Raw genomic sequence first — 26,846 nt, 5'->3', positions numbered from 1 at the left:
CGTTATGCGGGAGGCGATCGAAGCCTTCATTGCGCGGTGGCAGGGACGCGAAGGCGGCCAGGAGCGGGCCAACTATGCCCTCTTCCTCGGCGAGCTGGCGTCTGTCCTCGGCTTGCCCCCGCCTGACCCGGCCGGCGCGCGCCACGAAGCCAACGACTACGTGTTCGAGCGCGTGGTGCGCGAGACTGCCCGCGACGGCACGGTCTCGCACAAGCGGATCGATCTCTACAAGCGCGACTGCTTCATCCTCGAAGCGAAGCAATCCCGATTTGCCGGCGACAAGAAATTGGCCGAAGCGCCGGCTGAACCCACCGCGGGGAAGACCCGAGGGCGACGCGGCGCCGATCGCGCCTGGGACGTGCTGATGCTCAACGCGCGCCGGCAGGCTGAGGACTATGTGCGCCTCCTGCCCCCGGACCACGAGCCGCCGCCCTTCGTGCTGGTGTGCGACGTGGGTCACTGCATCGAGGTTTATGCCAACTTCCGGCGGGACGGCAAAGCCTACGATCAGTTCCCCGATCGCGGCTCCTTCCGCATCTATCTCGAAGACCTGCGCGACGAGGCTGTCCGAAAGCGTCTCGTCGCCATCTGGAGCGAGCCCATGTCGCTCGATCCATCGAAGCATGCGGCGCGCGTCACGCGCGGCATAGCGGAGCGGCTCGCCGAGGTGTCGAAGGCCCTTGAAGCCGCGGGTGAGCCGCCCGAGCGGGTCGCCATGTTCCTGATGCGCGTCCTGTTCACGATGTTTGCCGAGGACGTGGGCTTGCTGCCGACCGATTCGTTCAAAGTGCTGCTACGGGAATGCGAGGCGCAGCCCGATGTCTTCCCGGCCATGCTGGAGGACCTGTGGCAGGCGATGGACGAAGGTAGGTTCACCGCGACGATCAAGCACAAGGTCCGCCGCTTCAACGGTGAGTTCTTCAAGGATCGGACGGCCCTGCCTCTCGACAAAGGCTCGATCGGCAAGCTGCGCGAAGCTGCCGAACATGATTGGCGGGATGTCGAGCCCGCGATTTTCGGCACCCTCTTGGAAGAGGCGCTCGATCCCGACGACCGCCGCCGGCTGGGGGCGCATTACACGCCGCGCGCTTACGTCGAAAGGCTTGTTGTCGCAACCATCATCGATCCGCTGCGGGCGGAATGGGAGCAGGTGCTCTCTACTGCCGAACGCCAGAAGACGGACGGACGCGGCGCTGAGGCGGTCAGGACGGTGCAGACCTTCCACGACAAGCTCTGTGATACCCGCGTGCTCGACCCGGCCTGCGGCACCGGCAATTTCCTCTACGTGTCGCTTGAGCTGATGAAGCGCCTGGAAGGCGAGGTGCTGGAAGCCCTCGCCGATCTCGGCGGGCAGGAAGCCCTGACCGGCCTCGAAGGCCACACCGTCGATCCGCACCAGTATCTCGGGCTGGAACTAAACCCCCGCGCCGCGGCGATCGCCGAGCTGGTGCTGTGGATCGGTCACCTGCAATGGTACGTGCGCACGCGCGGCGGCCTGCCGAGCGATCCGATCCTGAAGGCGTTCAGGAACATCCAGGCTAAGGACGCGGCGCTCACGTGGGACGGATACCCGGCCCGAAAAGTGATCGAAGGGCACGAGGTGTTTCCGAACCCCCGGCTTCCGGAGTGGCCGAAGGCCGAGTTCATCGTCGGCAACCCGCCGTTCATAGGCGGCAAAGACATCAGAGCGAGGCTGGGGGACGGCTACGCTGAGGCCCTGTGGGCGGCGCACCCCCACGTTAACGAGAGCGCGGATTTCGTTATGTACTGGTGGGATCGGGCGGCCGACATCCTGCTACGCCGAGGCACCGAGCTGAAGCGCTTCGGCTTCGTGACCACCAATTCCATCAGCCAAGTGTTCCTCCGCCGTGTGATGGAAAGACATATGTCGGCCAAGCGGCCGCTTTCCATTGTGATGGCAACCCCCGATCACCCTTGGAGAGGAGCGCTGAATCATCGAGCAGCGGTTCGCATTGCGATGACGGTGGCGGAGGCGGGAAAGCGCGACGGGGTCCTTCGTGAGGTGATTTCGGAAGAGGGCGTCGACACAGACGCGCCGATGATTCAGTTCGTGGATCGCGCCGGCAAGATCAACCCCGATCTTACGGTGGGCGTTGATGTAACGACCGCCGTCCCTTTGCTTGCCAACGAGGGCATCTCATCGCCCGGCGTAAAGCTGCATGGCGCAGGCTTCATCGTGACGCCAGAGGATGCCGCACGCCTTGGGCTCGGGAGTATCGGGGGTCTGGAGAAGCATATTCGAGACTATCGTAACGGTCGCGACCTTACTGCCCGCCCCCGCGGCGTAATGGTAATCGACCTAGATGGGCTTGGGATTGACGATGTCCGTCGTAAATATCCTGCGGTCTACCAGCACGTTCTTCTGAACGTAAAGCCGGAACGAGATAGCAACAACGAAGAATATCGTCGCCTAAACTGGTGGTTGTTTGGTCGAAAAAACACGCTTATGCGGGGTTTCACGCGTGGTATTCCACGTTACATTGCTACAGGGGAGACCGCTAAGCACCGGGTTTTTCAGTTCCTCGATCAGAGCATCCTTCCTGATAACATGCTGATCGCGATCGGATCAGATGATGCCTTGCTGCTCGGCGTCCTATCGTCATCCATCCATGTTTTCTGGTCACTGCGCGCCGGTGGATGGCTCGGCGTAGGCAACGACCCGCGATACTCCAAATCCCGCTGCTTCGATCCGTTCCCGTTCCCCGACTGTACCGACGCGCAAAAGGCTGCAATCCGCTCCATTGCGGAAGAGCTGGACGCGCACCGCAAGCGCGTCCTCGCCGCGCACGCCTATCTCACCCTCACCGGCCTCTATAACGTGCTGGAGCGGCTTAGGGCGGGCGCCGTCCCGGAAGCGCTTGATGCCACCGAGCGGCGTACATTCGACGATGGGCTCGTGCTCGTCCTGAAGGAACTGCACGATCGGCTGGACGCCGCGGTAGCCGCCGCCTACGGCTGGCCTGCCGACCTTCCCGAGGAGGAGGTGCTCGCGCGCCTCGTGGCCCTGAACAAGGTCCGGGCGATGGAGGAAAAGCGCGGGCTCGTGCGCTGGCTGAGGCCCGAATACCAAATTCCCCTTTTCGGCTCCGAGCAGGAGAAATCACGTCAGATCGAGGCCGATCTCGAAGAGGCTCCCGAAGCCAGGGCGACAGGTCCCCGACCGGCCTTCCCGAAGGGCGAGATGGAGCAGACGGCCGTGGTCATGGCCGCTCTCGCCGCGGCGCCGGGCGCGGTGGACGCCGCCACGATCGCTGCGGGCTTCCGGGCCAACGCGAAGACCAGGGGCGCCGTCGCGGCGATTCTCACTGCCCTGTTCCGGATCGGCGTCATAGCCACAGCCGACGGGGGGAAAACGTTCGGACTGCGACGCGCGGCCTGATCGCTCGATCGAGGCGCGATCAGCATCAGCAGTGCGCATCGCGCCAAGCGGAGACCAGGGGGCATGACCGGTGACGTTGGGCCTGATCCGATCCGGGCCGAGGGCGAAAGCGGCCAGGGGTTCCTAACACTTCTGCCGTGGCTGATCCTGTCTGCACCCGTGGTCGTCGGCGAGACGGCGTTCGTGCCCGTCACCGCAAAGACAGCCCGCCGCCGTCTGCTCGGCGCTACGGGCGCCACCGTGGCCGCGCTGCTGCGCCGGCATCGCGACGCCCGTGGGCATCGCTTGCCCGGCCTCACGGTTGCCCTCCATCGGCGGAACGGGGCGTGGTCATGGAAGACGCAGGACGATCAAGCCGCGCGCGAGCGGGTGAACTCCGACCGGCAAATCCTCGCCCTGGCCTGCCTCGCCGAGCAGGAATTCTTCCGGGGCGGCGCGCACATCAACGGCGCCATGTTCGCCCAGGCGGTGCAGGGGATGGTGCCGGGGACAGACGGCATCACATTGGTGAAGCAGCGCCGGGACGGGCAGACGCTCGATGGCGGGTGGGACATTGCGGACGTGACGCTCCAGGCGCCCGCCATCATCCCGCACGACACTTGCCCGGCGCCATCGGGGGGGGGCCTGCTGCCGGCCTTGGTGGCGGCGCGCGCTGCTGCGGCCCCCGCCTGGGAGCGGATCGACGCGGCCCTGCCGTTCTTCATCCTCGGCGCGTCCGAGCTGCCGGAACTCGCCTCTGACGGCGCCGCGATGCTGCTCGCCCTCGCCTTCGAGCGGCTGCTCGACCCCGAGGACAGCAAGGCGCACCTGCTCGCGCGCGCCTTCGCCGAGGCGTGGGAGGCCTTCGGTCACATCACCCTTGCGGCTGCCCGGCTGAAGCCCGATGCCGGCGAGCATGCCGATGCGCAGCTGGCCGGCCCGGTGCGCCGCAAATGGATGAAGGAACTCTATGAGGCCCGAAACTCGTATGTGCACCACCGGCTGATCTCGGGCCGCTCCTCGAACTGGACGGCTTGGCAGCACGTCATCGCAGCGTCGTTCGCCTTCCCGTTAACCGTGAAGCTTCTCCTTGTTGCCGAGGGGCATTATGCGCTCTCGGTCGACGATGAAGTCTCCTGCGGCATACTCGATCGGTTGCTGGTCGAAGGGTTCAAGGTTGTGAATCGCCATCGCGGCCCGGATTGGCCGCGCATCCTGAACGAAGCGCGATGGGGCGCGCATGTGCAGCGATCGGTCAAGGACGCGGCTGCGCAGGTTGCCACCGGCGGTCTTGCTGAAGGTAGCACAGGCAACACCAAGAAAGCCCCGAAAGGCAGACGGAGGTGATCAGCCCGAGGACAGGGGGGCGCGTCCCGAGTCGGGCCGATAAAGAGCGCTGCCGGCGAATCGAACCTGCTATTCCTCATCGTCGGGCACGTCGATGCGCGCTCCGCCTTGATGCCTCTGCGGAGGGGCTGCCTCGGCCTCGTCGTCGCGGTTTGCCTCAGGTTCGACCTTGGAGAACTTCTGCGTCCGGTTGTCCTCAATGGGGTGCGCCGTCCGGGCGCCGAATGTAGCCTTAGTTTCTAGGGCCTGCCGATAGCTCGAAAAGGGGCCATTGCGGTCGGGGATGAACTCGGTCGTGTAGATAATGGGACCCCTGAAAAACTCGTCGCCGGTCTCGTCGATATCGAGCACCGAGGCCCAAGGTATGATCACGTCCGTCTCGAACCAAGCCTGCTCGTCTTGCGGTAGCCCGCTCCAAACTCCTCTCGCTGCTGCCTCCTGACCCTGACGTTCGCGCCCCTGTTCCTTGGTCTCCTCGTTCCACGGGTCTTCAAACGGGGAAGGAACCGCCATGTTGGGCTGCTCGGCGTAGTCCCACTCCTCACCGTCCGCGCCGATCCACGCAAAATACCTGCGGTGGTGGAACTTGAGTCCGTCCACCGCAACACCGGCGTAGCTCATCACACGCCAGCGACCCCGATCGAAGCGGTGCCGCTTCTTGTCGTCATCGAGCCAGGGGTATCGATCATCTGTGGCGTCGCGGATGAGAGTGGGCACGTAGGTCTTGAGGAGTTTAGATGCCTTCCGTTTAGTGGCGAGCATCGCCCGCACATCGGCCCTAATCGAACGCCGGCGGGTCGCCAACGAGATCCCGAAATAGGCGAACAAAATACCATCGTTCTTCGGCTGGAAGAGCATGTCTTCGAGTTCAGCTTTGCCCCAGAGGTGCGCCTCCCCAAGTCCCATCTCTCGGGCCTTGTTAAAGAATACGTCTCGCGCCTGCTTAGAGAAGTCGCAGGCTGCGGCGAAGACGATGCCGTAGACGTTCTCGGACGCCAATATCGACCTCAGACCGTCCATGTAGTCCGCCATCTTTTTCGGCGGGATCGATTTCTCACGCTTGCATTGGATCAACCAAACGCGCCCATTCTCGGCTGCCGGTAGATCGGACCCTTCATCGCCGCCGTCATCGTGCTGCGCTTCCGCAAGCTGCATGGTCTCAATGGCACGGGCATCGAAGCCATCGTCCGATCCTGCGCGACCGGTCCCCTCGATCCGGGACCAGGAACGGAATTCGTAGGCGAGCTGCCGGACGAGATCCTCGAACCTGCGCGGTTCAAGGTCTTCAAAGTGGACGGGGTTGATCGTTCGCGTCGGCGTGGGCTTAGGCATGTGCTAGGACTCGCGCCCCTCGGCTGCTGCTCGTGCCCATCCTATTGTAATCGAGGGGATATCAGCCAACCTCATCGGCCCAAGCAAACCTCGCCTTCAGCCCGTTCAGATGTGTGTGCGGAACGATCCCGGCGTGCTGAAGCATGCCGACGACGATCCCGGAATGGATGCCGACATCAGCGGCAAAGCGCGTCACCTCAGCGGCCGAGCACGGGCGCGTCGCCTTGAAGGCCTCAAACAGCCGGCGGCCAACAAGGGTCTCCTCCGCCCAGGCATCCGCCTCTTCCTCAACGCCGTCGCCTTCGCCGCCCTTGTCATCGACGAAGGTGCGCCCGTGGTGCAGCAGGATGTGCGCCGCCTCGTGGAAAAACGTCCACCAGAAGTGGTCGTTGGATTTCATGCGCAGCGACATCTGGATAACCGCCCGCCCATCGTCGAGCCATCGCGCGGACCCGAATAGGCAGGTCTTGGGCACGGGCTTCTCGAAGATCAGCGCCACGCCTGCGTCCCGGCAGAGACGCCGCATCCGCGGCTCGAACTCGGATGGAGACTTCACAGTAAGCGATCGGATTTCCCGGACCGCCTCTAGAAATACCTCCTTGGAAAAAGGCGCTATATCCATCGCGCGCGCTTTTCGCTCGCCCAGCAGAAGCCACGCCACTACATGCGCGTCGGACGTGGTGTAGGCGCGCGATTGCCGGTGCTGGACCGCGAGGCCGCGAACAAGCGACTGGAAGGCGGCCGGGCTACCGATGCCGAGGAAGGCGAGAAGGCTTTCGATCTGGCGCCCCATGTCACGGCGAGCATCCGGTATCGCCCCCCGTGCCACCAGTTCCTTTATGGGGAACTCTCGGCACCAGTTTGCCCACTCCTCGGCCTTAGCTCGCTCCTTCTGCCGAGCCTGATGCAGGTCCCAGGCTGCCTGAAGCCGGGTCCAGATGTAGTCCTTCATCCCGGTGACGCGCTCAAGGCGCAGCGCCGACTCGGCCGTGACCGGGTTCTCGCCGCTGATGATTGTGCTGATGTGCTTCGAGGTCATGCCGGCGAGCCGAGCGAACTCGGCCTGGGACATCCCACGCGCCTCGATGAACTCTGCAAGATGCTCCCCCGGATGGGTTGCCCAATCGGGTGCCCACGGGGCGATCGTCTCTGCGCTCGGCATTGCCATTCTCCCCCTACTTCTTGTGGTAGTCCATGACTCCCACGATCTCGATCTCGGTCACCTTCGTCAGGTCGGTCCCGCCATCCTCCTTCAAGGGCAGCGGATCGTGGTTCGGCCGAAACACCAGCCGACAGTTGCCGTTGAGGTCTACGGCGTAGTGGCCGTCGAGGTCGCCCGTGAGCTGATGACACCGCGGAGGCGGCTCTGTCGGCACATCGGCGAGGCAGTCGGCCTGATAGAGGACATCGAGACGCAGCTTCAGCCGCTTCGCGAGCGTACCGTAGCACTTCACCATGGCCTCGGCGGTCGCCATGTCCTTTTTCAGCCGTTTCGACGCGAACGAGGCCAGCATCCGAAGGTTCCGTTACCGAACAGGTAATATGGAGAGACTCGTTACGCAATCGGTAACAGCTACGCCAGCGCCACGCCAGACTACCCGTTGGAGAAGTCCACGGGATAATCATGGTGTGCTCCGAGAAGCGGCGCGTTCGGCCGCCGCGCTTTGTCACAAGCAAAGCGAGGATCGACCAAGCGTAGATATAGCCAGATGGTACGCTGCCGGGGCCGCGCCGAGGGGGGCACCCTCCGGAGGACCCAAACTGCGCTCTACCCCTTCCTGGTATGTAGCAAGCTGAACAGCGAGTAACGGATCGATCCGTGGCCGCGGTAAAATGCGCACCGCGAACCGCTCAAGTGCCGGTCTTATCGCATGCTCTGTTTCGCTCGCGCCCGTCGCCGCAATGGGCGCCGCGAACGCGACCCATCGCGCGTTCGCGGACACCGCCCTCCCGGGTCGGCGCCGAGGGTGCGGGCTGGAAGGGCCGAGGCGGCCGAAGCGGGAGGGCGACCTCCAATGACGCCTCTGCCTGCACGTCGATGCCGGGCGAGCCCGCGTTGGCACTCGCCATGATGGCGTTTGAGACCTGAAAGTCCGCGCTTCTTTTTATACTTACAGGAGAAGGAGAGTTTTGAGTCTCAATTTCGGCTTCGATCCTTGTTTCCTGCAAATCGGAGGCTCGCTTGCGGCGAAAGTAAGTTGCGCGAGAGATGCCTAAGGCAACCCACGGCTCGGAACAAGGGGAACGAGGTGTGACTCCCTCTGCAGAGCGTTTATTTTCTTTGCGCTTCCGGTCACGATCGCGGCGGCGTTCTGCGGTCGTCATTTCACAGCTTCCGAGGCGCCTCAACCGGAGGCGCGCGCGCTCATCTTCGGTGATCCCAAGCATGACGCCCAGCGTGTCGGATGAGGGCAAACGCCACGCGCTCCCGAGCCTCGCTCCCTCGGCCCCCGCACGGTGCACCTCTCCCATGAGTGCTCGCTCATCCGGGAGGGGAGCCCTGAGGCGAGCGGCGAGCCGTGTGACAGTGTCGAAGTCGACGCCGCCGCGTTCGGTCACGACCGCGACGCGGGCAAGCACGAATGCGATGGCGACTGCATTAGGAAGAGGCACGGATCGCTGGTTGCGATCCGCAATTAGCCGACCGAGCTCGTTGCGAACCTGGTAGGCTTGCATCACGTGTGGGGGCAACCGCCGAGGCGGCGGAGAGGCCCGCCCGCCGCCGCTCATCGGGACGCCGAACGCAGCGCCCGCCGGGCGGTAGCGCGGCCGCGAAAGACACCGCCGTGCTGCCTCAGGCGCGTATCCACGGCCGCGAGCGCGGCCCGCGGCGAAGGGAAGATGCCGCCCGCCTGCCGCAGGCCGTCCGGCGTCGCCATGAAGAGGAGCCAGCGCTGGTCGGAACCGACGATGAGCCTATCGACGTTCTTGGTGAAGATCATGCGCACGTGTGTTGTCCCTTATATTTATGGCGTTCCTGGCGAAGATAGGTGCAAAAATGCGAGACGACGCCCCTGATAGGGCGTCGTTTTCGTTTGGAGATAGTCTTCAGATTTCGGAAGTGTTGCGGCGAACCCGCGATGCCAGCCACGCATCGAGGGTATCGCGCTCGTAAATGACCTTCCGTCCGAGCTTGATATACTCGGGTCCGCCGCCAGACACGCGGAGCTTGGCGAGCATAGACACGCTGAGGCGCGTGTAGTCCGCCGCCTCGCGGGGGATCAGTTTTGCAGAGCCACCCATTACTTTACACCTCCAAGTATCGAATGGTGCAAGTATGAGTGTTGCGGCAAGCGGGTGCTAAATGGGTACGAAAGATTATTTCTTGAAGGTCACATGCCCATGCGCGACCGTGATGGCGGGGTGGCGTGGCCGATCCCACCAGTCCTTGACAAGATTCTCGAGGGAGTTCGGGGACGGCGCGTCGGCTCCCATCAACTGGGGGAGGACCGCTGCTAGGAAGCGGACGCACGGACCGCCCGACTTACCATGCGCATCTGTCGAGCGCGCCACCTGTCCGCCGGCCGCTACGTATGCGTCGAGCACTTCGCGATAAAGAACGAGCCGGGGCAAGTCGGCAGGACGTACTCGTGCGCCATATCGCATTTGTTCCAGCGTGAGGTCGGCCCTAACGCCAAAGGCGCGCGCCTTTAAGCGTGCCCGCTTCGCTAGTTTTTTCAGCCGGGAGCTAGACTCGTCGCCGGAGGGCAAGAGGACCAGCAACGCGGAAGCGTGCCGCTCAATTTCCGCCCAGCGGTTTGCCTCTGCCTCGTTAAACGCACGCCTTTCCTTCGCCTGTACGAAGCGCGCGCCTGCGGCCTCAAGCTGGATTCGCAGAGCATCGATGCGTGCCTTGTCGGGTACTTCAGCCGCGGCGCGCTGCCACGCATCATCGTGAATCATGAACAACTTCACTTCACGCGCCGGAGGGGAATAACTTGGGCCTCCGCTTCACCAGCAAGAGCCGCAGCAACTCTGTCACCTACCCGATCCGCGACGGCGCGCAGAGGATCATCGGCGAGGTGGGAATATCGGGCCGTTGTCTGCGGCTGGGTGTGGCCCAACAGGCGCCCGATAATCGGGAGGGAAGCCCCGCCAGCGGCGGCGAAGCTTGCGAAGCTGTGCCGGAGGTCATGGAGCCGAACGCCCTTCAGGCCCGCCCTACGCGATACGGCTGCCCATGGCTTCGTGAGGTCCGCCCGCGGGGCTGGCTTCTCCGTAGTGTCGAGTGCGCCGGGGAAGACGAACACGGACCGGCGGGGCAGTTCCGCGAGGATGGCTGCAGCGGGGGCGGGGAGGATGACGGGGCGCCGGCCCGTCTTGCCATGCACAAACAGCACCCCGCGCTCAAGGTCCACGTCCGCCCACTTCGCGTGCAGGACTTCCCGCAGGCGGGCGCCCGTGAAGATCAGGAGCCGCAGGGCGGCGGCGTCCGGGTCAACCTTCGTACGCTGGTTCGTCTTCGGGACGTGCTTCGTCTTCTTCTCCGGGTCCGGCTCCCACGGGATGCCATCCGTCTCGCCCTCCCGGATCGCCTCCCCGAGCCGCACCACCTCCTCAGCGGACAGGAAGCGCTCGCGCTTCTGTTCCTTGAATGCTGGGATGCCGCGGGCCGGGTTGGTGCCGATGGGAAGCTGGCCTTGTCGCGCGGCCTCCTTGAATACGCTTCCGACGAACTCCAGGCACCGGTTCGCGGTGGCGGGCTTCTCTCGCCCCACGCGCTTGTGCAGTTTCACGAGGTCGGCCGTGGTGAGCGCATCCAGCTTGGTGGTCCCGATGGCTGCCCGGAGGTGCTGAGCCATCAGCGAGCGATAGTTGCGGATCGAGCCGGGCCGCAGGCGTGCTTCTGCCGGCCGGGCCTCGGCAATCTCGGCCGCCTCGTTCAAGTAGGCGTCCGCGAACGCCGCGAAAGTCGGAATGGAACGTTCCTTCCGGCGATCTCCGCCGGGGTCGGAGCCAAGACGAACGCGGGCAGCTTCCGTCTCCGCCCTCTTGCGTGCCTCCGTGGGCGTCAACTCACCATGACGCCCCAAGACAATAAGGCGCTCCGGGGCATTCCGGCCACCCGAGCCAACCCGATACCTAAAAACATAACTCTTGCGTCCCGAGGGCTCCACGCGCAGCCCGAAGCCCGACAGGTCGGCATCCCAGATAGTGAAGCGCTTCACCTGCGGAGCCGCAGCGTCCACAATCCGTTTGTCGATCCGTCCCGCCATGTCAGTCTCCTGAAGGTCGCTTCTCCAGTCCGCGCGGTCCGCACCGGGTCCGCACCGAGATTGGAAGCGACCTATACCCCCAGGGCTGCATATGGTCCATAAGATGCTGATTTACAACGGCCATGTGCATCGGGATATATGTTCAGGAAGTGCGGTATATCATCTGCCATGAAGCTCATAACCTGAAGGTCGCAGGTTCAAATCCTGCCCCCGCAACCATCTCAAATTCCGATTCCAAATCGCGCAGATCAGCCGCCCCAGCCGGGCGGCTTTTTTCGTGCGCGAGTGCTGATCAGAGCAGCTCCCCCGCAGCCACTGGCACCTACAAGCCCGCAGCTTCGGCTTCTGGCTTTTGTTTTTCACTCGGTCTTGGTGATTGCCTGGCGTTCGGTCCATTCGAGGATGGTGCGCGACGACTCTGACGGCCTGGTGCCGTTCTGGAAGGCTTGCGTCCGGAATCATCCCGCCCGCCCGCCCCGGGGCGCCGCGGTCGTGCCGCGTGAATCTCCCCCAGGACCCGACGCGCGGGCCGCCGTCAGCGCCTTCCGGCCGCCGCATCGGCGACCGTGGGCGCGGCGCCCTCCAGCACGCGGGCGACGTTGTCGGCCACCAGCAGGCTCGCGCGCAGCACCGCATCCTTGGTGATGCCGGCGATGTGGGGCGAGAGCAGCAGGTTCGGCACGTCCGCGAGGTGCGATCCGGCCGCCACCGGCTCGGTCTCCATCACGTCCAGCATGGCGCCGGCGAGGGCGCCGGATTTCAGCGCCGCCACCAGCGCCGGCTCGTCGACGATGCCGCCGCGCGCGGTGTTGATGAGGTAGGCCCCGTGCGGCAGCTGGGCCAGCGCGGCGGCATCGACGAGGTGGCGCGTCTGGTCGGTGAGCGGCACGTGGATGCTGAGGATGTCGACGTCCGCCATCAGGCTCGCGACGTCGGCGCAGCGCCGGTCGGCCAGCGCCCAGGCGGGATCGCCCTCCGGCACGAACGGGTCGCAGGCGGACACCGTGATGCCGAAGGCTTTGGCGCGCAGCGCCACCTGCCGGGCGATCGCGCCGAAGCCGATCAGGCCGAGCCTCATGCCCTTGGCGTCGCGCGCCTTGAAGCGGGTGCGCGGCCAGACGCCGGCGGCGACCTCCGCGGTCGCCTGGAAGGCGCCGCCGCGGGTGAGGCTCAGCAGCGCCCCCATCACGAACTCCGCCACCGTCTCGTCATTGGTGCCGGTGGCCGGCAGCACGCGGATGCCGGCGGCGCCGCAGGCGGGAAGGTCGATATTGTCGAGCCCGACGCCGAGCCGGCCCACCGTCTTCAGGTGCGGCGCCTGCGCCAGCAGCTGCGGGCGCACCTGCGTGCGGTTGCGCACGATCAGGCCGCGGCAGTCGGCGAGGAGGGCGGCGAGCGCCGCCGGGCGGTCCACGAGGTCGGGGTCGTAGACGGTCTCGTGGCGCGCGGCGATCAGGTCGACGCCGTCCTGGTCCATAAACTCGGTGATGATGACGGCGGGCATGGCAGGGCCTTCGCAGGGGGAAAGGGCGCCCGCCCGGCGCACTGGGGCGTTTCCGGACGGGCGGAAGGAAGAGCGGCCGGGCGGGTCAGGGTGGCCCGGCCGCAGTGCGGCGGACCCTAGCTTCCCTTGAGCTGGTGCGCTTCCGGGAAGAACAGGTCCTGCCAACCGGCGGGCTTGTTTTTGACCGAGCCCACCTGGTTCAGGAATTTCGCAAACGCCATGGTGCCTTGGGGGGCCATCGTGTAGATCACCTCCGGCTTGGTGATGATCGCGTCGATGAAGGCCTGGTCCAGCTTCGACTTGTCGTATTCCTTGTAGAAGCGCGCATATTTCAGCTTGTCGGCGTTGATATTCTCGATCGCCTCGTTGAGTCCCGCGACAAAGGCGGCGTAAGTCTTCGGATTCTCGTTGCGGAATTTCGCCGTGGTCCACACCGCATTGAAGGTGTGCGGCTCGCCCACCACGTCATAGGACGAGAAGACGCGGTGCACCTTGGGGTCCTGGAGTTCCTGGTACATGAAGGGCGGGGCGGTGAGATGGGCGGTCACCTCGGTGCGGCCCGACATCAGGGCCGCCGCGCCGTCCGGGTGGGCCATGGCGACCGTCAGGCGATCCAGCTCGTTGGCCTTGCCGGGGCCGAACGCCTGCTCCGCCGCCATCTGCAGCACCACGGCCTGGATCGAGGTGCGCACCACCGGCAGCGCGATCCGGTCCTTGTCGGTGAAGTCCTTGATGGTCTTCACGTTGGGATTGATGGTGTTGAGATAGAGCGGCATGGAGTTGATCGAGGCGATGCCCTTCACGTCCATGTTGCCCTTGGTGCGGTCCCACACCGTGATCAGCGGGCCGAGGCCGCCGGAGGAAATCTCCAGGTTGCCGCCGATCAGCAGGTTGGCCTGCACCGTGCCGCCGTCCACCACCAGCCATTCGGTGGTGCTGTCGAGCCCGGCCGCCTTGGCGTGCTTCTCGAACAGCTTCTCGTGCTCCATCACCAGCAGCGGCAGGTAGCTGATGCCGAAACCCTTGGCGATGCGGATCTTGGATACCTCGGCATGAGCCGGCACGGCGAGCGCGGCTCCGGCGGCGAGGGCGAGCGCGAAGGCTGCCCTGCGGGTGAGAACTCCCATGGTCTTCCTCCTCTTGTCGTTGCAGTCGCCGGCGGCTTGCCGCCGGCTTTGGCCGCTCTGTGGCGGCTTCTTCAGGGCCGGACGCCGGCCTTGAGCTTGGGACCCACATTCTGCGCCAGCGCCCCCTGGGCAGCGTCGATGAAGCGGATGAGGTAGGGCCGCGTCTCGCGCGGGTCGATCACGTCCTCCACGGCGAACGCCTCGGCGGTGCGCAAAGGCGAAGCCAGCGCCCGGAGCTCGGTCTCGATCTCGTGCTCGCGCGCCAGCGGGTCGGGCGCGGCCTGGATCTCGCGCTTGAAGGCGGCGGCGACGCCGCCCTCCACCGGCAGCGAGCCCCATTCGCCCGAGGGCCAGGCGATCTTGAGGTCGAGGCCGCGCTTGGAGGTGGTGGCCATGCCGGCCATGCCGTAGCACTTGCGGATCACCAGCGTGATGGTGGGCACCGAGAGCTGCCCGCCCACATAGACGCAGCGCATGCCCTCGCGCAGCGTGGCGGCGATCTCCGCCTGCTGGCCCACCATGAAGCCCGGCACGTCCACCAGGAAGATGAGCGGGATGTTGAAGCAGTCGCACAGCTCCATGAAATGGGTCTGCTTGCGCGCCGCCTTCACGTCCATGGCGCCGCCATTGACCATGGGATTGTTGGCGACGATGCCGACCACCTTGCCGTTCAGCCGCGCGAACTGGGTGATGACCGACTTGCCGAACGAGGGTTGGATCTCGAACCCCGAGTCCTTGTCGACGATCAGCTTGATGAGGCGGCGCATGTCGTAGGGCCGGCGCCGCTCGCGCGGCACGATGGAGAGCAGGGCCTCTTCCATGCGGTCCACCGGATCGCCGGCCGGCACCACCGGCGGCAGCTCCCAGACGTTGGCGGGCATGTAAGAGAGGTAGCGCCGGATCATCTCCAGGCAGGCGGCCTCGTCCTTGGCGAAATTGTCGATGGTGCCGGCCATGTCCACCGCCACCGCGGCGCCGCCCAGCTCCTCCTTGTCGATCTTCTGGCCGAGCGAGCGCTCCACCACCGGCGGGCCGGCGGCGAACACCTGGCTCGTGCCCTTCACCATCACCGACCAGTGGGCGAGGATGGCGCGCCCGGCCGGGCCGCCCGCGGCGGTGCCCATCACCGCGCACACCACCGGCACCTTGCCGAGCAGCTCGATGGAGCGGTCGAAGCTGTCCACGCCGGGGAACACGGTGTAGCCGCGCCGGCGCGCGCTCGTCACCGTGCCGCCGGCGCCGTCGATCAGGCTGACGAGGGGAATGCGGTAGTTGGCGGCGAGGTCCTCGACGAACCCGCCCTGGCCGCCCTTGCGGCGGAAACCGCCCCAGCTCGTGCCGCCGCGCACGGTGAAGTCCTCGCCGCCCACGGCGACCGGCCGGCCGTCGATCTGCGCGAGGCCCATCACGTAGGGCGCCGGGGTGACGCCCACGAGCTTGCCGTCCTCGTAGCGGGCCTGGCCGGTCAGGCCGCCCACCTCCTGGAACGAGCCTTGATCCACCAGCCCGCCGATGCGCTCGCGGATGGTGAGGCGGCCGACGGAATGGTGCTTGGCGACCGCCTCGGGTCCGCCGAGGCCCTCGGCATGGCGGCGGCGCTCGGCGATTTCGGCGGCTTCTGCAGCCCAGCTTTCGGGCAGGGCGGGGCGCTCATTCATGGTCGGTCTTCCCGAGGGTAGGGAGGGGGCAGGCGCTGCGGAGCAGGGATGCCGGGCGCGCAATGATGTTGCGTGTGCGAAGGTTCATCTGGAAATTTTGCGTCGCCGCATCGCGGGCTTGGCCATGCCCGAACGCTCGGCACCGCGCCGGAACAGCGGCCACCGGGTCCGCAGAAAATCTTTCAATCGAAATGGTTTTCGGCTCCCAGCCACAGGCGGCACCGGTCATCGGCCTCCCTCATTTTATTGTGTCGACACTTTTGTCGACGTTTGCAGTGCAATAATGCAGATACTTTTGTTGACAGAAGTGTCGAATGTAACTTTCATGGCGTCAAGACGCTTGTGAGGAACGGAGGTTTGCGTGGGGAAGGCGCGTGACGGACGCACGGCGGCGGAGGTGGCCCTGATCCTGCGGGAACGCATCTCGGGGCATCAGTTGCCGCCCGGCAGCAAGCTCCAGGAGGTGGAGCTGGCCGAGGAGTTCGACGTCTCCCGCGCCTGCATCCGCGAGGTGCTCGGCTTCCTTGAGCAGCGCCGCCTGATCCGCCGCGAGCCCAATCGCGGCGCGGTGGTGGTGCGCCTGGAGGTGGGGCAGGTGTTCGCGCTCTACGAGGTGCGCGAGATGCTGGAAGGCCTGTGCGCGCGGCTCGCCGCCGAGAAGGCGGATCCGGCCTCCTGGCAGGACCTCACCGAGACCTTCGACGGCCCCATGGCACGCTATGTGGAGGACGCCAACGTGAGCGCCTTCGTCACCGAGCTGGACGGCATGCGCCGCCGCCTCGTCGCCGCCGCCGCCAATCCGGTGCTGAGCGACGCGCTCGATTCCATCCGCGACCAGACCAAGGTCATCATCCGCCGCATCATCGTGCTGCCGGGCCGCATGGCCACCGGCCTCGCCGAGCACCGGGCGACGCTCGCGGCGCTGCGCGCCGGCGATCCGGACGAGGCGGAGCGCTGCGCGCGCGCCAACATCCGCAGCGCCAAGTCCTTCCTCAAGAGGTTCGAGGCCTACGTGCTGTGAGCGATCCCCGCGCCATATCCCCCGGCGCCGGCCCGCTGGCCGGCATGAAGGTGCTTGAGCTCGGCTCCACCGTCGCGGGGCCGTTCTGCGGCCGCCTTTTGGCGGACTTCGGCGCCGAGGTGGTGAAGGTGGAGCCGCCCGAGGGCGACGTGGTGCGCACCATGGGCAAGATGATGGAGGGCAAGTCCCTCTACGCCGCCAGCATCTTCCGCAACAAGCGCCTCGTGAGCCTCGACATGCGCACCGAAGCCGGCCGCGCGCTGGTGCGCGAGATGGCGGCGCGCTGCGACGTGCTCGTGGAGAACTTCCGTCCCGGCTCGATGGAGAAGTGGGGCATGGGCTACGACGTGCTCAGCCGCGTCAATCCCGGCCTCGTTCTGGTGCGCATCTCCGGCTTCGGCCAGACCGGGCCCTACAGCACGCGGCCGGGCTACGGCGTGATCGGCGAGGCGGTGAGCGGCATGCGCCACATCACCGGCGATCCGGACCGCCCGCCGGCCCGCGTCTCGGTCTCGCTCACCGACTACATCACCGGCCTCTATGCTGCCTTCGGCGCGTCCATGGCGCTGCTCGCCCGCAGCCGGACGGGGCGCGGGCAGGTGGTGGACGCGGCGCTTTCGGAATGCGCCTTCTCCTTCATGGAGCCGCACGTTCCGGCCTACGACAAGCTCGGCCACGTGGCGGGGCGCACCGGCTCGGCGCTGCCGGGCAGCGTGCCGAACAACCTCTATCCCACCGCCGACGACAGCTTCGTCCACATCACCGCCATGGGCGACGCGGTGTTCGCGCGCCTGTGCGCCGCCATGGGGCGGGCCGATCTTTCCACCGACCCGCGCTTCGCCAAGGCGAAGCAGCGCGTGGGCAACGTGGATGCGCTCGACGCCATCATCGCCGAGTGGACCGTGCGCCTGCCGCGCGCCGAGCTGGAGGCGCTCTTGATCGACGCCGCGGTGCCGGCGACACGCATCTTCACCATGGCCGACATCTTCGCCGACCCGCACTACGCGGCGCGCGGCATGCTGGTGAATGCGCCGAGCGCGGAGTTCGGCGAGGTGGTCATCCCCGGCATCGCGCCGGTGATGTCGCAGACCGCGGGCGCTGTGCGCCATGCCGGCCGGCGCATCGGCCAGGACACGCGCGCCGTGCTCGCCGACTGGCTCGGCACTGCCGGCGCCGAACTCGACGCGCTCGAACGCGCGGGCGTCATCCAACAGGACAAGGCCGCGCGGGATGCGGCCAGTGGGGAGCGGATTTCGGCATGACGACCATGAAGGACGCCCAGCTCTGCGAATACGACGCCCGCAAGGCGCACGCCCTCGGCATGGGCGGGGAGGCCAAGCTCGCCGCGCGGCGCGAGAAGGGCCTGCTCGATGCCCGCGAGCGGGTGGCGCATCTGCTCGATGCCGGCACGTTCGTGGAGAGCGGCCTGTTCGGCACCTCCATCATGGCCGAGGAGCGCGGCCGCACCCCGGCGGACGGCAAGATCGCCGGCTACGGCAAGATCGCCGGCCGCGAGGTGGCGGTGATCTCCAACGACTTCACGGTGAAGGGCGCCTCCTCCAGCGCGGTCAACGGGCGCAAGATCGGCCACATGAAGCGCACCGCCACGGCGCGCGGCATGCCCATCGTGTTCCTCGGCGAATCCTCCGGCGCCCGCATGCCCGACACCATGGGTGCCGCCGGCATGGGCACCATGCTCGGCAACGACCCGACACAGTACCAGCGCATGCGCGAGACGCCGTGGGCCTCCGCCGTGCTCGGCCACTGCTTCGGCTCGTCCTCCTGGTATGCCTGCCTTTCCGACTTCAACGTGATGCGCAAGGGCGCGGTGTTCGCGGTGTCGAGCCCGCTGCTCGTCTCCAAGGCGGTCAACGAGAAGATCGACCCCGAGGAACTGGGCGGCTGGCGCCTGCACGCCGAGACCACGGGCCTCGCCGACCTCGTGGTGGACACCGATCAGCAGGCGCTCGACGCGGTGAAGACCTTCCTGTCCTACATGCCGGCGCACCACCGCCAGGCGCCGCCGCGCGCGAGCGTGCCGGAGGGCTCCGGCGCCGAGATGGGCGGCATCCTCGACCTGATGCCGGAGAAGCGCACCCAGGTCTACGACATGCGCAAGATCGTGCGCACCATCGTCGACAAGGACAGCTTCTTCGAGCTGAAGGCGCGCTTCGGGAAGGCGCTGCTCACGGGGCTTGCGCGCATCGACGGGCGCACCGTGGCGATCATCGCCAACAACCCGCTCCACAAGGGCGGCGCCATGGACGTGGATGCCTGCGAGAAGGGCACGAGCCTGCTCGTCATGGCCGACAGCTTCAACATCCCGGTGGTGATCCTCGTCGACACGCCCGGCTTCATCATCGGCAAGGAGGCCGAGCAGCGCCGCGCGCCGGGCAAGATCATGAACTTCATGAACGCGCTCGCGCTCTGCACCGTGCCGAAGCTCTCGGTGGTGGTGCGCAAGAGCTACGGGCAGGCCTATCTCAACATGGGCGGCGGGCGGAACTCGGACGAGATGGCGGTGTGGCCCACCGCCGAGATCTCCTTCATGGAGCCGGCCTTCGCGGCCTCGGTCGTCACCGGCGCCGAGGCGGGCGATCCGGCCTATGACGCGGCGCTCGCGAAGATGCAGCGCGAGACCAGCGTGTGGGACATCGCCTCCATCTACGCCGCCCAGGCGGTCGTGCGGCCGGAGGAGACCCGCGACTGGCTGGCGCAGATGCTGGAGGCGCACGAACTGCGCCTCACCAATGGGGTGGGCCAGCACCTGATGCGCGCCTGGCCCACGAGCTTCTGAGGGAGGACGCCTGATGTTCGAGAGCATCCTCATCGCCAACCGGGGCGCCGTCGCCGCCCGCATCGTGCGCGCCTGCAAGGTGCTCGGCGTGCGTTCCATCTGCGTCTATTCGGAGGCCGACGCCGACCTGCCCTTCCTGAAGGAGGCGGACGAGGCGCACGAGATCGGCCCCGGTCCGGCGCCGCAATCCTATCTCGACCAGGAGAAGGTGCTGGCGCTCGCCGCGAAGGTGGGGGCGCGCGCGATCCATCCCGGCTACGGCTTCCTCTCCGAGAATGCCGACTTCGCCGAGAAGGTGATCGAGCGCGGCATCGCCTTCGTCGGCCCCTCGCCGCGCTTCATCCGGGCGATGGGGCACAAGACCCGCGCCCGCGACCTCGCCGCCGAACGCGGCCTGCCCGTGGCGCCGGGCACCCAGCTCGTGAGCGACAACATCGACGATCTGCTCGCCGCCGCCCGCACCATCGGCTACCCGCTGATGGTGAAGCCGGCGGGCGGGGGCGGCGGCATCGGCATGCTTCCGGTGCACGACGAGAGCCAGCTCGCGGCGGCGGTGGAGCGCTCGCGGTCCATGGCCCAGCGCGGCTTCGCCAATGCCGAGATCTATCTCGAAAAGCTCATGCGCACGCCGCGCCACATCGAGTTCCAGGTGGTGGGCGACCGGGCCGGCAACGTGCGCCACGTGTTCGAGCGCGACTGCTCGGCCCAGCGCCGCAACCAGAAGATCATCGAGGAGGCGGTCGCTCCCGGCGTGCCGCGCGATGTGATCGAGGCGCTGGGCGAGAAGATCGCGCGCGTGCTCACCGACATCGGCTACGACAATATCGGCACCGTCGAGATGCTGATGGATGCGGACGGCACCTTCTCCTTCCTGGAGATGAACACCCGGCTCCAGGTGGAGCACGGCGTCACCGAGGAAGTGACCGGCATCGACCTCGTGGCGAGCCAGATCCGCCTCGCCGCCGGCGAGCCCATCGACGCCGTGCTGCCCGTGCCGCCGAAGGTGAGCGGCCATGCGGTGCAGGCGCGCGTCTATGCCGAGGACCCCAAGCGCTTTTTGCCCTCGCCGGGCGTGCTCTCCACGTTCCGCGTGCCGGAGGGCATCCGCGTCGAGACCGGCTATGGCGAGGGCTGCCGGATCTCCACCTTCTACGACCCGCTGGTGGCCAAGGTGATCGCCCACGGCGCCACCCGCGCGGCCGCCACCGAGCGCCTGTCCGCCGCCCTCGATGCGTTCGTGATCGAGGGCGTGAAGACCAACATCCCGGCGCTCCAGACCATCCTGCGCTCGCAGGCCTTCCGCGACGGGCAGGTTCATACCGGTCTCGTTGGGGAAGTCATGGCCGCATGAGTCATGCGGCATGAAAATTATTCGCAGCGGTCCCGTTGGCTTCGGAATGATGAGAGGAAATAATGAGCCGCCAGGAAATAAAATCTGAAATCACCGGCACCGTCTGGAAGATTTTGACCACGCCGCAACAGGACGTTGCGGAAGGTGATACCTTGATGATTCTGGAATCCATGAAGATGGAAATTCCTGTTATCGTGGAAGATGGCGGCGTGGTCGTTGAGATTACCGTGGCCGAGGGAGACGCAATCCAAGAGGGTCAGGTGGTGGCGATCGTCGAGACCTGACCAGCCCAGCAGCCGCGCACCGGAATACCGGGCGCTCGACGGAGGGAGGATTCAATGCTCGCACACGCTCCGGAAGGACGGACGAGTACGGCATACGACTACACCGCAACGGCCGGACGCCAACACGGCCAGGAGACACCCGTCCTCAGCGTCGAGGGCGTGACGCTCCAGTACAAGACCAAGGACCATCTCGTCACCGCCACCTACCAGGTGGGATTCGACGTGCACCAGGCTGACCGCTTCGTGCTGCTCGGGCCGTCGGGCTGCGGGAAGTCGACTTTGCTCAAGGGCATCGCCGGCTTCATGAAGCCGGTGGAGGGCGAGATCCGGCTCGACGGCAAGGTGGTGGACCGGCCGGGCCCGGACCGCATGATGGTGTTCCAGGAGTTCGACCAGCTCCTGCCGTGGAAGACGGTGCTGGAGAACGTGATGTTCCCCATGCTGGTGTCGCACCGCTGGGGCCACAAGGAGGCGCGCGAGCGTGCGCTCGCCGCCATCGCCAAGGTCAATCTGACCAAGTTCCACGACGTGCATCCGCACATGCTCTCCGGCGGCATGAAGCAGCGCGTGGCCATCGCCCGCGCCATGGCCATGGAGCCGAAGATCCTGCTCATGGACGAGCCGTTCGCCGCACTCGACGCGCTCACGCGCCGCAAGATGCAGGAGGAACTGCTGCTGCTGTGGGATGACCTGCGCTTCACCGTGGTGTTCGTCACCCACTCCATCGAGGAGGCGATCATCGTCGGCTCGCGCATCCTCGTGCTCTCGCCCCATCCCGGCCAGGTGCGCGCCGAGCTGAACTCCCACGAATTCACCCACGCCCATCAGGGCGGCACCGAATTCCAGTCGCTGCAGCTGCGCATCCACGAAATGCTGTTCGCCGAGGATTTCGAGCCCGAAGCTGCGGAGGTGCGACATGGCTGACGTCTCGATGTCCGACGGCGCCGGCAGGGCCGGACGCCGCCTTCCCCCGGTGCGCCCCGAGCGCGCCGCCGATCGCCGACAGCTCGGCTATGTCGGCGCAGTGGAGCGCCCGCTCTCCCTGTGGGAGCGCCTCTACGGCTATGCCTGGCTGCGCCGGCTGTTCATCCTCGTGGTTCTGGCGGTCGCCTGGGAACTCTATGCGCGTTGGATCAACAATCCGCTGATGCTGCCATCCTTCTCGGAGGTGGTGGGCGCGCTCTACGAGGAGACGGTCCACGGCCCGCTGATCGATCGCACCTTCACGACCATCCAGGTGCTGCTGATCGGCTACAGCCTCGGCCTCACCCTGGCGGCGGTCCTCACCACGCTCGCGGTGTCGACGCGGCTCGGCAACGACGTGCTCTCGACGCTGACCGCCATGTTCAACCCGCTGCCCGCCATCGCGCTCCTGCCGCTGGCGCTGCTTTGGTTCGGCCTCGGCATTCCGAGCCTCGTCTTCGTCATCGTGCATTCGGTGGTGTGGGCGGTGGCCCTCAACACCCATACCGGCTTCATGTCGGTGTCCCAGACCCAGCGCATGGCGGGGCAGAACTATGGGCTCAGGGGCATCCGCTACGTGGTGCTGCTGCTGATCCCGGCGGCCTTCCCCTCGATCCTCGCCGGCCTGAAGATCGGCTGGGCCTTCGCCTGGCGCACGCTGATCGCGGCGGAACTGGTGTTCGGCGTGTCGTCCCGCTCGGGCGGCCTTGGCTGGTACATCTTCGAGAACCGCAACCAGCTTCTGACCGCCAACGTCTTCGCCGGCCTCCTGATGGTCATCATCATCGGTCTCCTGGTGGAGAGCGTGATCTTCCGCACCCTCGAAAAGCACACCGTCCAGAAGTGGGGCATGCAGAACTAGCCTCTGCATGCCGGCAACAGGCGGGAGGAGGACAATGACCCACATGCACGACGGCGCGGCGGTGGTGGAGGCGCTCCGTGCGGCGGGATTGATGCATGCATTCGGCCTGCTCGGCGCCGCCCTCGGGCACGCCGGCGCGCCGCAGCCGACGACCGCGTGAGCCGTCGGTGCCGCGGTCCAAGAAGAAATCCAAAGACGGACAGTAAAGACCAATAATATCGGGAGGAGACCATGGAAGAACCGGACTTCCTCGTGCACCACAAGGGCGACACGCTCGGCGTCGTCGTCGTGGAGGGGGTCAAAGCGGGCCAGACCCTGACGGGCTGGGTGATGGATGCGGACGAGACGACCACCGTCAAGGTGCTCGCCGACATCCCCCTCGGCCACAAGGTGGCGCTCGCGGCCATCGACGACGGCGCCAACGTCATCGAGTACGGCAACAATGTCGGCAAGGCGGTCGAGGCGATCCCGGTGGGCGGCTACGTCCACTACCACAACATCAAGAGCAACAGGTGGTGACGATGGCCCGCGATTACTTCTACGGCTACAGGCGAGATAACGGCCGCGTCGGCGTGCGCAACCACGTCCTCATCCTGCCGGTGGACGACATCTCCAATGCCTGCTGCGAGGGCGTCGAGCGCCTCGTGTTCGGCACCATGGCGCTGCCCCACTCCTACGGCCGGCTGCAATATGGCGAGGACCTCGATCTGCACTTCCGCACCCTCATCGGCTGCGGCTCCAACCCCAACGTCGCCGCGGTGGTGGTGATCGGCATCGAGCCGGGCTGGACCGAGAAGATCGTCGAGGGCATCGCCAAGACCGGCAAGCCGGTGGCGGGCTTCCACATCGAGGGCCGCGGCGAGCTCGCGACCATCGCCTCGGCCTCCAAGACCGCGCAGGACTTCGTGAAGTGGTCCACCGAGCAGCAGCGGGTGAAGGCCGGCATCGACGAGCTGTGGGTCGCCACCAAGTGCGGCGAGAGCGACACCACGTCCGGCCTCGGCTCGTGCCCCACGGTCGGCAACCTGTTCGACAAGTTCGACGCCAAGGGCAGCACGCTGTGCTTCGGCGAAACCACCGAGATCACCGGCGGCGAGCATCTGTGCGCCTCGCGGGCGGCCACGCCGGACGTCGCCGCCAAGTTCATGAAGGTGTTCCAGGACTACCAGGACGAGGTGACGCGCTTCAAGGTGGACGACCTGCTCGACAGCCAGCCCTCCAAGGGCAACAAGGCGGGCGGCCTCTCCACCATCGAGGAGAAGGCGTTCGGCAACCTGGAGAAGATCGGCCGCAACTGCCGCTACATCGACGTGCTCGGCCCGGCCGAGACGCCGGAGAAGGGGCCGGGCCTCTATTACATGGACACCTCCAGCGCGGCCGCCGAGTGCCTCACCGTGCAGGCGGCCGGCGGCTTCGTGGTGCATCTCTTCCCCACCGGCCAGGGCAACGTGGTGGGCAATCCCATCATGCCGGTGGTGAAGCTGACCGCGAACCCGCTCACCGCCCGCACCATGCCCGAGCACATCGACCTCGACGTCTCGGACCTGCTCAAGCGGCGCATGAACATCGACCAGGCCGGGGAGGCATTGATCGACATGACGCTGCGCACCTGCGACGGCCGCTACACCTGCTCGGAGACGCTGCGCCACCGGGAATTCTCGATGACGAAGCTCTACCGCAGCGCGTGACCGGCGGCGCCGGGCGCACCCAACGCCAATCGCCCGGCGCCGTCCAACATCGGAACGAGACCGCGCAAACGCGGCTGTTCGGAAGGGAGAAACGCACATGAACGCCACCGTTTCCAACGCTTTGCGCCATATGGTCGGCGCCGCGGCCGGTGCCGCCGCCCTCCTCGCGCTCGCCGGACCCGCGAGCGCCCAATTGACCGAGATCCGCATCGCCAAGGGGTTCGGCATCCCCTATCTGCCGATCACCGTGATGGACCAGCAGAAGCTGGTGGAGAAGCAGGCCGCCGCCGCCGGCCTCGGCCCGGTGAAGGGCGTCTACATGCAGCTCGCGAGCGGCGCCGCCATGACCGAGGCGCTGCTCTCCGGCAACCTCGACTTCGCCACCGGCGGCCCCGGTCCGCTGCTCACGGTGTGGGACCGCACGAAGGGCAACCTGAACATCAAGGGCATCGCCGCGGTGTCGTCGATCCCGGTCTATCTCAACACCATCAACCCCAACGTGAAGACCATCGCCGACTTCACGGAGAAGGACCGCATCGCGGTGCCGACCGTGGGCGTCTCGACCCAGGCGGTGACGCTGCAGATCGCGGCCGAGAAGCTGTTCGGCAAGGGCAAGCACAACCAGCTCGACAAGCTGACGGTCTCGGTCGCGCCGCCGGACGCCCACAACGCCATGATGAGCGGCGGCACGGAGATCACCGCCAACTTCACCAGCCCGCCCTTCATGTACCAGCAGGTGAAGGACGGGAAGGCGCGGCGCATCCTCACCTCCTACGACGTGATGGGCGGCTCCACGAGCTTCATCCTGATGTGGACCACGGAGAAGTTCTTCAAGACCTATCCGAAGTACTTCGACGTGGTGCTGGCGGCGCTGGAGGAGGCGAATGCCTTCATCAAGGCCAACCCGCGCCAGGCGGCGGAGATCTTCATCGCCGCCGAGAAGTCGAAGCTGCCGCTCGACTTCGTGGAGGAGATGATCAAGGACCCGGACGTGATCTTCACCTCCTCGCCGCAGCACCTGATGGTCTATGCCGAGTTCATGCAGCGCAACGGCGCCATCAAGAACAAGCCCGAGGACTGGAAGGCCGTGTTCTTCCCGCCGGTCCACAGCCGGCCCGGATCCTGAGCGTGCGTCCCGAGCCGGAGCCAAGGCCAATGAAGACGTCCTATCCAACGGAACCGCTCGCGCGCTGGCTCGGGAACGTATTTGCCGCGATCGGCGTCGCGCCCGCGCTCGCCGACCGCTCGGCGCGGGCGATCGTGCGCACCAATGCGCGCGGCATCGAAACCCACGGCGTCGCCCGCGTGCTGATCTACGTGGACAAGCTGATGGCCGGCGAACTGAATGCCGGCGCCGATGTCCGCTTCGAGGACCGCAACGGCCTGCTCCACGTCCATGCGGACGGGGCGCTCGGCCAGGGCGCCGGCCTCATGGCGGTGGACGCCGCCGCGGCGCGGGCGCGCGAGACCGGCGCCGTGGTGGCGATCCTCCACGATGTCGGCCATCTCGGCGCCCTCGGCCTCTATGTGGCCGAGGCGGCGGACCAGGGCATGCTCGCCTTCATGGTCCAGTCCACCCCGCCGGTGATGGCGCTGCCGGGCTCGCGCGGCGCCGCCATCGGCAACAATCCCATCGCCTTCGCCAGCCCCGTGGCGGGCGGTGCGCCTCTGGTGTTCGACATGGCGACCAGCGGCGTCGCGCGCGGCAACGTGGTGATGGCGGCGCGCGCGGGAAAGTCCATCCCCGAGGGCTGGGCCATCGACGCCGAGGGCAACCCCACCACCGACGCCCAGGCGGCGCTGCGCGGCGCGATGCTGCCGGTGGCGGGCCACAAGGGCATCGGCCTCGCCATGCTGGTGGAGTGCTTCGCGGGCTCGCTCTCGGGCGCCAAGCCGCCGCCCATGGCCGCCACCGGCGGCAGCGCGCCGAGCCGGGTCGGCGCCTTCCTGATGCTGGTCAACCCCGCGCTCGCCACCGGCCCCGGGGCCTATGGCGCCCACCTCGCCGAGTGGATGGAGACCTACAAGACCGCTTCGGGCGATCAGGGCCGCTATCCCGGCGAGCGCGCGCATGCGCTGGAGATGGAGCGCCGGCGCACCGGCATCCCGCTGCCGCCGGAGACGGTGGCCGACCTCGTGCGCGCCGGCGAAAAGGCGGGCGTGCCGTTCGACGTCGCGCCCGTGGAGCCGGCGCCGTGAAGGAGAACCGCACTGTCGTGGCGTCGTCCACGTCCGACCCGCCGGCCGCGATGACCGGCGAGACGGCAGCCGACTTCGGGCGCGCCGAAGCCGCCCGTCGCTCCAACGCTTGACCCAG

General features: G+C 66.7%; 24 protein-coding genes. 14 read left to right on the top strand and 10 right to left on the bottom strand.

What is annotated here, in order from left to right:
- Positions 1–4: 4 nt before the first annotated feature.
- Both D9R14_RS11990 and D9R14_RS11985 read left to right on the top strand, forming a co-directional pair.
- Positions 5–3,400, top strand: coding sequence for a class I SAM-dependent DNA methyltransferase (locus D9R14_RS11990; protein WP_121623565.1), 3,396 nt, complete (start codon positions 5–7; stop codon positions 3,398–3,400).
- Between the two features lie 63 nt (positions 3,401–3,463).
- The gene (locus tag D9R14_RS11985) at positions 3,464–4,726 is read left to right on the top strand and encodes a hypothetical protein (RefSeq protein WP_121623564.1); all 1,263 of its coding nucleotides are present in this window, start codon (positions 3,464–3,466) and stop codon (positions 4,724–4,726) included.
- Positions 4,727–4,795: 69 nt separating this feature from the next.
- Here D9R14_RS11985 and D9R14_RS11980 read toward each other — a convergent pair whose 3' ends face one another.
- From D9R14_RS11980 to D9R14_RS11940, 10 genes are all read right to left on the bottom strand, one after another.
- The gene (locus tag D9R14_RS11980; protein WP_121623563.1) at positions 4,796–6,058 is read right to left on the bottom strand and encodes a restriction endonuclease; all 1,263 of its coding nucleotides are present in this window, start codon (positions 6,056–6,058) and stop codon (positions 4,796–4,798) included.
- Between the two features lie 61 nt (positions 6,059–6,119).
- Positions 6,120–7,220, bottom strand: a complete 1,101-nt coding sequence (locus D9R14_RS11975; RefSeq protein WP_121623562.1) for a HigA family addiction module antitoxin — start codon at positions 7,218–7,220, stop codon at positions 6,120–6,122.
- Between the two features lie 13 nt (positions 7,221–7,233).
- Positions 7,234–7,572, bottom strand: a complete 339-nt coding sequence (locus D9R14_RS11970; RefSeq protein ID WP_121623561.1) for a type II toxin-antitoxin system RelE/ParE family toxin — start codon at positions 7,570–7,572, stop codon at positions 7,234–7,236.
- A 1,212-nt stretch (positions 7,573–8,784) separates the two neighbouring features.
- Positions 8,785–9,006 carry a hypothetical protein gene (locus D9R14_RS11965; RefSeq protein WP_147453013.1) on the bottom strand — a complete coding sequence of 74 codons (222 nt, stop codon included), beginning with the start codon at positions 9,004–9,006 and terminating at the stop codon, positions 8,785–8,787.
- 100 nt (positions 9,007–9,106) lie between these two features.
- Positions 9,107–9,301, bottom strand: a complete 195-nt coding sequence (locus D9R14_RS11960; RefSeq protein WP_121623559.1) for a helix-turn-helix domain-containing protein — start codon at positions 9,299–9,301, stop codon at positions 9,107–9,109.
- 75 nt (positions 9,302–9,376) lie between these two features.
- Positions 9,377–9,961, bottom strand: coding sequence for a hypothetical protein (locus tag D9R14_RS22910; RefSeq protein ID WP_147453012.1), 585 nt, complete (start codon positions 9,959–9,961; stop codon positions 9,377–9,379).
- An 8-nt stretch (positions 9,962–9,969) separates the two neighbouring features.
- Positions 9,970–11,274 carry a tyrosine-type recombinase/integrase gene (locus tag D9R14_RS11955; RefSeq protein WP_121623558.1) on the bottom strand — a complete coding sequence of 435 codons (1,305 nt, stop codon included), beginning with the start codon at positions 11,272–11,274 and terminating at the stop codon, positions 9,970–9,972.
- A gap of 535 nt (positions 11,275–11,809) precedes the next feature.
- A complete protein-coding gene (locus D9R14_RS11950) occupies positions 11,810–12,778 on the bottom strand; it encodes a hydroxyacid dehydrogenase (protein WP_121623557.1) in 969 nt (322 codons plus the stop codon).
- Positions 12,779–12,894: 116 nt separating this feature from the next.
- Complete coding sequence (locus tag D9R14_RS11945) at positions 12,895–13,905, bottom strand: ABC transporter substrate-binding protein (protein ID WP_121623556.1); 1,011 nt, start codon at positions 13,903–13,905, stop codon at positions 12,895–12,897.
- 71 nt (positions 13,906–13,976) lie between these two features.
- Complete coding sequence (locus D9R14_RS11940) at positions 13,977–15,563, bottom strand: acyl-CoA carboxylase subunit beta (protein WP_121623555.1); 1,587 nt, start codon at positions 15,561–15,563, stop codon at positions 13,977–13,979.
- Between the two features lie 361 nt (positions 15,564–15,924).
- On the opposite strand from D9R14_RS11940, the gene D9R14_RS11935 reads away from it, so the two are divergent.
- The 12 genes from D9R14_RS11935 (at position 15,925) to D9R14_RS11885 (ending at position 26,728) form a co-directional block, all read left to right on the top strand.
- Positions 15,925–16,584 (top strand): GntR family transcriptional regulator, encoded by a 660-nt coding sequence (locus D9R14_RS11935; RefSeq protein ID WP_121623554.1) that lies wholly within the window; start codon positions 15,925–15,927, stop codon positions 16,582–16,584.
- Positions 16,581–17,846 carry a CaiB/BaiF CoA transferase family protein gene (locus D9R14_RS11930; RefSeq protein WP_245420764.1) on the top strand — a complete coding sequence of 422 codons (1,266 nt, stop codon included), beginning with the start codon at positions 16,581–16,583 and terminating at the stop codon, positions 17,844–17,846. Before D9R14_RS11935 ends, D9R14_RS11930 begins: the two co-directional genes overlap by 4 nt.
- Positions 17,843–19,381, top strand: a complete 1,539-nt coding sequence (locus D9R14_RS11925) for an acyl-CoA carboxylase subunit beta (protein WP_245420763.1) — start codon at positions 17,843–17,845, stop codon at positions 19,379–19,381. The genes D9R14_RS11930 and D9R14_RS11925 overlap by 4 nt, the downstream gene beginning before the upstream one ends.
- Positions 19,382–19,394: 13 nt before the next feature.
- Entirely contained in the window at positions 19,395–20,732 is a 1,338-nt protein-coding gene (locus D9R14_RS11920; protein ID WP_121623553.1) for an acetyl-CoA carboxylase biotin carboxylase subunit, read from the top strand.
- A gap of 62 nt (positions 20,733–20,794) precedes the next feature.
- The gene (locus D9R14_RS11915; protein WP_184759438.1) at positions 20,795–21,016 is read left to right on the top strand and encodes a biotin/lipoyl-binding carrier protein; all 222 of its coding nucleotides are present in this window, start codon (positions 20,795–20,797) and stop codon (positions 21,014–21,016) included.
- Between the two features lie 54 nt (positions 21,017–21,070).
- Entirely contained in the window at positions 21,071–21,940 is an 870-nt protein-coding gene (locus tag D9R14_RS11910; protein ID WP_121623551.1) for an ABC transporter ATP-binding protein, read from the top strand.
- A gap of 7 nt (positions 21,941–21,947) precedes the next feature.
- Positions 21,948–22,841 carry an ABC transporter permease gene (locus D9R14_RS11905; protein WP_210210842.1) on the top strand — a complete coding sequence of 298 codons (894 nt, stop codon included), beginning with the start codon at positions 21,948–21,950 and terminating at the stop codon, positions 22,839–22,841.
- 34 nt (positions 22,842–22,875) lie between these two features.
- Complete coding sequence (locus D9R14_RS23490) at positions 22,876–23,001, top strand: hypothetical protein (RefSeq protein ID WP_281042002.1); 126 nt, start codon at positions 22,876–22,878, stop codon at positions 22,999–23,001.
- A gap of 71 nt (positions 23,002–23,072) precedes the next feature.
- Complete coding sequence (locus D9R14_RS11900; RefSeq protein WP_121623549.1) at positions 23,073–23,360, top strand: UxaA family hydrolase; 288 nt, start codon at positions 23,073–23,075, stop codon at positions 23,358–23,360.
- A gap of 2 nt (positions 23,361–23,362) precedes the next feature.
- Positions 23,363–24,529 carry a UxaA family hydrolase gene (locus D9R14_RS11895; RefSeq protein WP_121623548.1) on the top strand — a complete coding sequence of 389 codons (1,167 nt, stop codon included), beginning with the start codon at positions 23,363–23,365 and terminating at the stop codon, positions 24,527–24,529.
- Positions 24,530–24,626: 97 nt separating this feature from the next.
- Complete coding sequence (locus tag D9R14_RS11890) at positions 24,627–25,655, top strand: ABC transporter substrate-binding protein (RefSeq protein ID WP_245420761.1); 1,029 nt, start codon at positions 24,627–24,629, stop codon at positions 25,653–25,655.
- A gap of 29 nt (positions 25,656–25,684) precedes the next feature.
- Positions 25,685–26,728, top strand: coding sequence for an Ldh family oxidoreductase (locus D9R14_RS11885; RefSeq protein WP_121623547.1), 1,044 nt, complete (start codon positions 25,685–25,687; stop codon positions 26,726–26,728).
- Positions 26,729–26,846 lie beyond the last annotated feature (118 nt).

Origin of the sequence: Xanthobacter tagetidis, assembly GCF_003667445.1 — a bacterium.
Classification (GTDB): Bacteria; Pseudomonadota; Alphaproteobacteria; order Rhizobiales; family Xanthobacteraceae; genus Xanthobacter; species Xanthobacter tagetidis.
This window is presented reverse-complemented; position numbering and strand designations above follow the sequence as displayed.